The organism is Streptosporangium sp. NPDC006013 (genome assembly GCF_040614275.1).
In the GTDB taxonomy this organism is placed as follows: domain Bacteria; phylum Actinomycetota; class Actinomycetes; order Streptosporangiales; family Streptosporangiaceae; genus Streptosporangium.
This window is the reverse complement of record NZ_JBEXUE010000456.1, coordinates 1-8,060: the sequence shown is the minus strand read 5'-3', so window position 1 is coordinate 8,060 and position 8,060 is coordinate 1. Positions and strand designations below refer to the sequence as shown.

The window sequence follows — 8,060 nt, the reverse complement described above, 5'->3', positions numbered from 1 at the left end:
TCCCTCACCCGCACCGACCGCTACGGCTTTCCCCGGCTGCGGCTGCCCCGGACCAAGCGGGTCAAGGGGTTCGCCACCGGCGATCTGGTCCGCGTCGTCGTAGCGAGCGGCAAGAAGGCCGGGGTCCACCTCGGCCGCGTCGCGGTCCGCAGCACCGGCAGTTTCAACATCACCACCCGGCAAGGCCTCGAGCACGCCGGGAGATGAGCGTCATGCTGGGCAGGCAGCAGCGGCCCGAGCCCGATGTGAGCGTCATTCGCGCCTCCGCCGAGCACAGCCCGGAACAGACCTACTACCGGGCGGAGGACGTCGTACTGGCCGTGGAGGTCATCTCGCCGGACTCCGAGCGGCGCGACCGCGACCGCAAACCGACGCTGTACGCCGAGGCGGGCATCGCGCACTTCTGGCTGGTCGAGAACCAGTCGGGAAGGCCGGCGGTCTACGTCTACGAACTCGCCCCAGTCGCCCGGTCCTACGTTCTCACCGGCATCCACCACGACCGGCTCAAGATCTCGGCCCCCTTCGACATCGACATCGACCTGACCGAGATCGACAAACTCTGAGTCCTCCGGTCGGAGCCCACGCCCCTCGTGACGCGGCACCCGGCCGACCATCACCCGGTCTCGCGCCAGCCGTCGCAATCCTCGAGCAGGGTGTCCAGGCGGGCCAGGCCCTCCGGCGTGAGGGTCTCGGCGGGGTCCTCGACCACCACGAGCCACTGGGCGTCCTCGGCGTCGTCCTCACCCGCGAGGGTCTCCCTGACCACGGCAGGCACGCCGATCATCGGAAACTCCTCGGCCACGATCTCGGCGACCTCCTCGGCGGCGTCACGCTCGGCGAACACCAGCAGATGCCTCATCGTCCCCTCCCTGGGGAAGCCTCTCCGCCACGCCGAACGAGCAGGCCACCCGGATCGACCGGCGGATACCTCATCGTCCCTCCCGAGGGAAGATCCGCCCGTGGCCGGGCCACGGGGCGGAATGAAGGTTCCGGACCGGCGGGAATCCCGGCCCGGAGCGATGAAAGGGGCTCGGGATGTGTCCCGAGCCCCTCAGTCGCCGGTCAGACGCCGCGCAACCGTGCCCCGGTGCGCTCGGCGGCCAGGGCCACGGCCGCGTCACGGGCCGCGGTGGTCTCCTCCACCGTGAGCGTCCTGTCGGCCGCCCGGAAGCGCAGGGAGTAGGCGAGAGACTTCCTGCCCTCCCCCACCTGGGCACCGGCGTAGACGTCGAACAGCCGGATCGACTCCAGCAGCTCGCCCGCGCCCTCGCGCAGCGCCGCCTCCACCGGGGCCACCGGGATCGCCGCGTCGACGATGAGCGCGACGTCCTGGCTCGCGACCGGGTAACCGGAGATCGCCGGCGCCTGCGGCCGGCCGACCGGCGCCTGCTCCAGCCGGGTCAGCTCCAGCTCCATCGCGCAGGTGCGCGGGGGCAGGCCGTACGCCTCGACCACGCGCGGATGCAGCTCGCCGGCGTGACCGACGAGCACGTCACCGGCGTACAGCGCGGCGCAGCGACCCGGGTGCCAGGGCTCGTGCCGGTCCGCGCGGACGTCGAGGGTGACGCCGGCCTCGGCGGCCACCACCCGGGCCGCCTCGACGGCGTCCGCCCAGTCGGCTCCCCTGCCCTTGCCCCACCAGCCGGACGGCCCGAACTCCCCGGCCAGCACGACCCCGACCCGCAGCGGCTGGGCCGGCAGCGCGGACTCGATCGAGGCCAGCTCCTCCGGGCTCGGCATGCGGTCGACGCCCAGCACGGGGGCGACGGCGGGCGCGTCCGGCGAGGGCCGGTAGACCAGGCCCGTCTCGAACAGCGCCACATCGCCGAAACCCCGGCCCACGTTGCGGACCAGCGTCTTGAGCAGGCCGGGCAGCAGGGTGGTCCGCATCAGCGGCTCATCCTCGCTGAGCGGATTGGCCAGCCGTACGGCCAGGCGGCGCGCGTCGTCGGCGGGCAGTTGCAGGTTGTCGAAGTCGCGCTCCCCGCTGAACGGGTAGGAGAGGATCTCGACATAGCCGGCGGCGGCCAGTGAGCGGCCGACCCGGCGGCGCAGACGCTGGCTCTCGGTGAGACCGGCACCCGCGGGGGCGGCGGGCAGGATCGAGGGCAGGTTCTCGTAGCCCTCCAGCCGGATGACCTCCTCGGCGAGGTCGTTCGGGTCGGTCAGGTCAGGCCGCCACGAGGGTGGGACGACCACCAGCATGTCGTCGCCGGTGACCGCGAGCTTCGCGGCGATCCCGTCGGCGGCGGAGCCGCCGGTCTCGGTGGCGGAGCTCTCGACCGCGCAGCCGACCTGCTCCAGGCGGCGGATCACCGTCTCCCGGTCGTAGACGGTGCCCGCGACCCTGCCGGGGTAGCCGCTCGGGATGGCGACACGGACCGGCTCGACCTGCACCTCGGCGTGGGTGACGCCCGGCTGGATCGTGCCGCCGCCCAGCTCGGCCAGAAGCTGAGCCGCACGCCAGGAGGCGTACAGCGGAAGCTCCCGGTCGACGCCCCGCTCGAAGCGCTTGGATGCCTCGCTGACCAGGTTGTGCCGGCGCGACATGCGCGCGATGCCACTGGCGGAGAAGTGGGCGGCCTCGATCACGATGTCGGTGGAGGCGTCGGAGATCTCGGTGTGCAGGCCGCCCATGGTGCCGGCCATCGAGATCACGCCCGACCCGTCGGTGATCAGGATGTCGTCCGGGTGGAGCTTGCGGACCACGTGGTCGAGTGTCTCCAGCGTCTCGCCGGGCTCGGCCCTGCGCACCACGATCTCACCGGTCAGCCTGGCGGCGTCGAAGGCGTGCAGCGGCTGGCCGAGCTCCAGCATGACGTAGTTGGTGACGTCGACGGCCAGCGAGACCGGGCGCATACCGGCGCGGGTGAGCCGTGCGCGCATCCACAGCGGGCTGCTCGCCGACGGGTCGAACCCGTGGATCTCGCGGAGCACGAAGCGGTCACAGGCTGACGGGTCGGCGATCGAGGCCGGGTAGGCGGGACCTGACGCGACGGGCGGGGAGACGTCCGCCGGGTCGATGAACGCCGAGTCGAAGGCTGCGGCGGCCTCACGGGCCACCCCCCGGATGGAGAGCGCGTAGCCGATGTCCGGGGTGATCTCAAGCTCGATCACGTCGTCGCGCAGGCCGAGCAGCTCGACCACATCGGCGCCGATCGGAGTCTCCCCGGGCAGCACGAGGATGCCCGGGGAGGACTCGGCCACCCCGAGCTCCGCCTCCGAGCAGATCATGCCGTCCGACAGGCGTCCGTAGGTCTTGCGGGAGGCGATCTCGAACCCGCCGGGCAGCACGGCGCCGGGCAGCGCGACCGGGACACGGTCGCCGGCCTCGAAGTTGGTCGCACCGCAGACGATCTCGCGAGGTGCGGCCTCCCCCACCTCGACCTGGCAGTGGCGGATGGGCTTCTTGAAACCCTCCAGGGTCTCGATGGAGAGCACCTCGCCCACCACGACGTTCTTGATGTCGTGGCCGTAGGAGATGACGGACTCCAGCTTGAGCCCGGCCGCGGTGAGCTTCTCGGCGATCTCGTGCGCCGTGACGGCGGGGAGATCGACGTACTCCCGCAGCCATGAAAGCGAGACCTTCATCAGACCTCCATTCCGAAGGGGAGCGTGAAGCGGGCGTCTCCCTCGACCATGTCGCGCATGTCCTCGGCGTTGTGGCGGAACATCAGGGTGCGTTCGACGCCCATGCCGAAGGCGAAGCCGCTGTAGCGGGCGGGGTCGACGCCGCAGGCGATGAGCACTCGCGGGTTGACCATGCCGCAGCCGCCCCACTCGATCCAGCCCTCCGACTTACAGGTGCGGCAGGACGGGTTTCCCGGCACCGCGGAGGCACCGCGGCAGACGAAGCACTTCAGGTCCATCTCGGCCGAGGGCTCGGTGAACGGGAAGTAGTTGGGCCGGAACCGGGTGGTGATGCCCTCACCGAACATGACCTCGGCGAACCGGTCGAGGGTGCCCTTGAGATGGGCCATGGTCAGGCCCTCGTCGATCGCCAGCCCCTCGACCTGGTGGAAGACCGGGGTGTGGGTGGCGTCAAGCTCGTCGGTGCGGAACACCTTGCCCGGCGAGATCACGTAGATCGGAAGCTCCCTGCTGAGCAGCGCCCGGATCTGGACGGGAGAGGTCTGGGTGCGCAGCACCTTGCCCGAGTCGACGGACTCCACGAAGAAGGTGTCGTGCTCCGAGCGCGCCGGGTGGTCGGCGGAGATGTTCAACGCGTCAAAGTTGAACCACTCCCCCTCCAGCTCGGGGCCCTCCGCCACCTCGTAGCCCATCGCGACGAAGGCGTCGGCTATGCGCTCCTGGAGGGTGGTCAGCGGATGCCTGGCGCCCCGGGAGGCGCGGCCGGAGGGCAGCGTGACGTCGACGGTCTCCTCGACGAGGACCCGCTCGTCGCGCTCGGCCTCCAACTGCGCCTGCCGTTCGGCGAGAGCGTCGGCGACGGCTTTGCGGGCGCCGCCGATACGCTTGCCCGCCTCGGCGCGGGCCGCCGGGGGCAGGGCGCCGATCTCGCGGTTGGCCAGGGCGATCGGTGAACGGTCACCGGCGTGCGCGAGGCGCACCTGCTTGAGTTCTTCGAGGTCGCGCGCCGCCTTGACGGCGTCGATCGCGTCGGCCTGCATGCGCGCCATCTCATCGGCGTGCAGCGGGGTCACCTCGACCGGGTCGTAGTTTGACAAGAGAGAGCTCCGAATCCAGGGCTTGAGCGGCCACGAGTCTAGTCGGGTAAGCCCACCGGGCTGGCATTCACGCTCAGGCGAAGTCAGGGGTGCCGGTGGGCACCATAAATCGAAACTCGGCGCCGCCCTCGGGTCCGCGCTGCACGGAGATGGTGCCACCGTGAGCCTCGATCAGCCCCTTGACGATGAACAGGCCGAGCCCGGTGCCACCGCGGCGGCGGGCGTTGCCCCGCCAGAACTGCCGGAAGACGCGCGTGACCAGCTCGGGCGGGATGCCCTCTCCCTGGTCACGGACGGACACGGTCACTCCCCATTCGCTCGGTTCGACGACTATTGTCACCGTACCGCGCCCGTGCCGCACCGCGTTTTCCACCAGGTTGGCAAGCACCTGATCGATCTTGTCCTGGTCCAGCCAGGTCTCGGGCAGCTCACCGCGCACCTGGAGCAGGAAGCGGTCGTCCGGCTCACCCGCCGCCACCCGCCCCGCGATGACCTTGGAGATCCTGGCCGGGATGTCGACCACCTGGCGATGGATCTCCAGCCGCCCCGACTCGATACGCGAGACGTCGAGCAGCTCGGTGATCAGCCTGGTCACCCGGTCGGCGTCGGCGTTGACCGTCTCCAGCATGACCAGCTTCTGGTCGTCGGTGAAACGGGTCCACTTGGCCAGCAGGGTCGCGGTGAACCCCTTGACGCTGGTCAGCGGGGAGCGCAGCTCGTGGGCGACCGTGGAGACCAGGTCGGCGCGGCTGCGCTCCAGGCGGGCACGGGCTCCGGTGTCACGCAGCGTGATGACCACCCGGACCACCTCGCCGCCCCGCAGGGGCTCTCGCACCAGCCGGGCGGCCACCAGCATCTCCTGGCCGCCGAGGGTGCGCAGCGGCAGCTCGGGCTGGCGGGTGCGGGTGCGCAACCCGCCGTAGGTGTCGAGCCACTTCCACCAGTCGCGCCCGTCGTGGTCGTGGAAGGAGAACACGTCGCGCAGGTGCCGCCCCGCGGCCTGCTCGCGGGTGACCCCGGTCAACCGGGCCGCGGCCCGGTTGACGGTCAGCACGTGGCCGTCTCCATCGGTCACCACGAGGCCGTCGGGAAGCTCGTCGACGTCGATCACAGAAGCGGGATCGGTGCTCCGCTCGCCGGTGTGTTCGCCGTGCACGACCCCGCCTCCTCGACGCTACATGGCCGACAATAGCGGGTTTCCCGCGTCGTACGGCAGCCTCGAGGCGGGGGGCGTCACCTGGCGCCGGGACCGGTGCGCTGAGACCGGGCAGATGCGTACAGACAGACCGCGGCGGCGGTCGCGAGGTTCAGGCTCTCGGCCCGCCCGTAGATCGGAACCCGGACGACTTCGTCGGCCAATCCCAAAATCTCCTCGGGAAGCCCCCAGGCCTCGTTGCCGAAGATCCAGGCCGTCGGGCCGGACAGGTCCATGTCGTCCAGGGTCTGCTTGCCCGCGCCGTCGGCGGCGAGCACCCGCAGCCCGGAACCCTTCAGGTGCTCCACGACCCGGGTCACATGGACACCCGTGGTGACCGGGAGATGGAACAGGCTGCCCGCGCTGGCCCGCACGCACTTGCCGTTGTAGGGATCGACCGAGGCGTCGGTGAAGACCACCGAGTCGGCACCCGCGGCGTCGGCGGTGCGCAGCACCGTGCCCGCGTTGCCCGGGTCGCGGACGTGGGCGAGCACGGCCACCAGCCTGGCGTCGGAGGTGACGGAGTCGTTCAGGGGCACGTGCACGAAGCGGCACACGGCCAGCAGTCCCTGGGGGGTGACGGTCTGGGCCAGCTCGGCCATGACCTCGCCACTGGCCCGGAAGAGGGGCACCCCCGCGGCGGTGGCGGCGGCGATGACGTCGGCGTGGCGCAGCTCGGCCTCGGCGGTGGCGAACAGCTCCACCACGACGCCGTCCAGCGCCAGCGCCTCACGGACCGCCTGTGGCCCCTCTGCCAGGAAGGAGCGGTCGCGGTCCCTGAAGGCCCGCTTGGTCAGCCTCCGCGCGGCCTTGACCCGCGGTGACTTGATATTGGTCAGCTCAGACCCGGCCATGCCCGTCCCCCAAGAATGCGAATGCGGCCCGCAGCGTCATCGCTGCGGACCGCATGGTCGTCAGTGTCTCGCTCAGCCGGCGACCGGCGCGTTCACGTCGGCCGGGAGCGCCTTCTTGGCGGCCTCGACCAGCGTCGCGAACGTGGCGGCGTCGTTGACCGCGAGGTCAGCGAGGATCTTGCGGTCGACCTCGATGGAGGCGAGCCGCAGGCCCTGGATGAGCCTGTTGTAGGTGATGCCGTTCTGGCGGGCAGCGGCGTTGATGCGCTGGATCCAGAGACGGCGGAAGGTGCCCTTGCGGTCCTTGCGGTCGCGGTAGGCGTACGTCATCGAGTGGAGCATCTGCTCCTTGGCCTTGCGGTACAGCCTGGAACGCTGACCCCGATAGCCCTTCGCCCGCTCGAGAACGACCTTGCGCTTCTTCTTGGCGTTGATCGCCCGCTTCACGCGTGCCATGTGTATCTATCTCCCCGGGGGCGGTTACTTAGCGAGCAGCTTCTTGATCTTCTTGGAGTCGGCGTCGGAGAGCACGACCTCGGGCTTGAGACGACGCGTCAAGGTGGACGGCTTGTGCTCGTTGTAGTGCGCACGGTTGGCGCGGCGGCGCACAAGCTTGCCGGAACCCGTGAGCCTGAACCGCTTCTTCGCACCGCTGTGCGTCTTCATCTTCGGCATCTCAGCCGTCTCTCCCTCGATCGTGCCGATGTCCCGGGCCGGTAACCCAAGTCAAGGGCATGCCTGACTACGAGACCGGACCCGGTCTCGACGTGATATCGCGACTACCTGACGATCCAGGCTATGCGAGTTACTCCTGCGGGGCCGCCACCGCTCCGTTGACGGACACCTCGTCGTTGACGTGCGTCTCGTCGGCGGCCGGCGACCTGTCCCCCGAGGGGTTCTCGTCATGCCGCGCCTTGGCCGCCGCCTTCTCGGCCTTGGCCTCAGCCTTCTTCTTGTGCGGGCCAATCACCATGATCATGTTTCGGCCGTCCTGCTTGGGCTGGGACTCGACGAAGCCGAGCTCCGTCACGTCCTCCGCCAGTCGCTGCAGGAGCCGGAAGCCCAGCTCGGGCCGGGACTGCTCCCGACCACGGAACATGATGGTGACCTTGACCTTGTCGCCGGCCTTGAGGAACCGCACCACGTGACCCTTCTTGGTCTCGTAGTCGTGCGGGTCGATCTTCGGCCGGAGCTTGATCTCCTTGATGATGGTGTACGCCTGGTTACGGCGCGCCTCGCGTGCCTTCATCGCGGACTCGTACTTGAACTTGCCGTAGTCCATGAGCTTGCACACTGGCGGGCGAGCCGTTGCCGCGACCTCGA

Annotated in this window: 9 protein-coding genes and 1 pseudogene; 2 read left to right on the top strand and 8 right to left on the bottom strand. The window is 70.1% G+C overall.

The annotated features are described in order from the left end of the window. Positions 1–207 (top strand): annotated as a pseudogene (locus ABZ260_RS41440) (hypothetical protein); the annotation flags it as partial. Continuing rightward, a complete protein-coding gene (locus tag ABZ260_RS41435; RefSeq protein ID WP_355628685.1) occupies positions 204–563 on the top strand; it encodes a Uma2 family endonuclease in 360 nt (119 codons plus the stop codon). The pseudogene ABZ260_RS41440 and the gene ABZ260_RS41435, both read left to right, overlap by 4 nt. A gap of 50 nt (positions 564–613) precedes the next feature. Here the strand turns inward: ABZ260_RS41435 and ABZ260_RS41430 are convergent, their stop codons facing one another. The 8 genes from ABZ260_RS41430 to infC form a co-directional block, all read right to left on the bottom strand. Then, positions 614–859, bottom strand: a complete 246-nt coding sequence (locus tag ABZ260_RS41430) for a hypothetical protein (protein ID WP_355553688.1) — start codon at positions 857–859, stop codon at positions 614–616. 203 nt (positions 860–1,062) lie between these two features. Then, on the bottom strand, positions 1,063–3,591 hold the full coding sequence (gene pheT / locus ABZ260_RS41425) for a phenylalanine--tRNA ligase subunit beta (protein WP_355628682.1): 2,529 nt from the start codon (positions 3,589–3,591) through the stop codon (positions 1,063–1,065). Continuing rightward, entirely contained in the window at positions 3,591–4,640 is a 1,050-nt protein-coding gene (gene pheS, locus ABZ260_RS41420; protein WP_355628689.1) for a phenylalanine--tRNA ligase subunit alpha, read from the bottom strand. The genes pheT and pheS overlap by 1 nt, the downstream gene beginning before the upstream one ends. A gap of 121 nt (positions 4,641–4,761) precedes the next feature. Continuing rightward, on the bottom strand, positions 4,762–5,844 hold the full coding sequence (locus ABZ260_RS41415; RefSeq protein WP_350927323.1) for an ATP-binding protein: 1,083 nt from the start codon (positions 5,842–5,844) through the stop codon (positions 4,762–4,764). Positions 5,845–5,921: 77 nt separating this feature from the next. Continuing rightward, on the bottom strand, positions 5,922–6,737 hold the full coding sequence (locus ABZ260_RS41410) for an RNA methyltransferase (RefSeq protein WP_355628678.1): 816 nt from the start codon (positions 6,735–6,737) through the stop codon (positions 5,922–5,924). Positions 6,738–6,809: 72 nt separating this feature from the next. Further along, a complete protein-coding gene (rplT, locus tag ABZ260_RS41405; protein WP_012892552.1) occupies positions 6,810–7,193 on the bottom strand; it encodes a 50S ribosomal protein L20 in 384 nt (127 codons plus the stop codon). Positions 7,194–7,217: 24 nt separating this feature from the next. After that, positions 7,218–7,412 carry a 50S ribosomal protein L35 gene (gene rpmI / locus ABZ260_RS41400; protein ID WP_030920046.1) on the bottom strand — a complete coding sequence of 65 codons (195 nt, stop codon included), beginning with the start codon at positions 7,410–7,412 and terminating at the stop codon, positions 7,218–7,220. A 130-nt stretch (positions 7,413–7,542) separates the two neighbouring features. Further along, positions 7,543–8,060, bottom strand: a 518-nt coding sequence (gene infC, locus ABZ260_RS41395; RefSeq protein ID WP_355628675.1) for a translation initiation factor IF-3, incomplete at its 5' end; no start/stop codon positions are given.

Bases quoted from the DNA above. Each gene is read 5' to 3' on its own strand.
- ABZ260_RS41435 (WP_355628685.1), top strand. From the start codon at position 204: ATGAGCGTCATGCTGGGCAGGCAGCAGCGGCCCGAGCCCGATGTGAGC.
- ABZ260_RS41430 (WP_355553688.1), bottom strand. From the start codon at position 859: ATGAGGCATCTGCTGGTGTTCGCCGAGCGTGACGCCGCCGAGGAGGTC.
- pheT (WP_355628682.1), bottom strand. From the start codon at position 3,591: ATGAAGGTCTCGCTTTCATGGCTGCGGGAGTACGTCGATCTCCCCGCC.
- pheS (WP_355628689.1), bottom strand. From the start codon at position 4,640: ATGGCGCGCATGCAGGCCGACGCGATCGACGCCGTCAAGGCGGCGCGC.
- ABZ260_RS41410 (WP_355628678.1), bottom strand. From the start codon at position 6,737: ATGGCCGGGTCTGAGCTGACCAATATCAAGTCACCGCGGGTCAAGGCC.
- rplT (WP_012892552.1), bottom strand. From the start codon at position 7,193: ATGGCACGCGTGAAGCGGGCGATCAACGCCAAGAAGAAGCGCAAGGTC.
- rpmI (WP_030920046.1), bottom strand. From the start codon at position 7,412: ATGCCGAAGATGAAGACGCACAGCGGTGCGAAGAAGCGGTTCAGGCTC.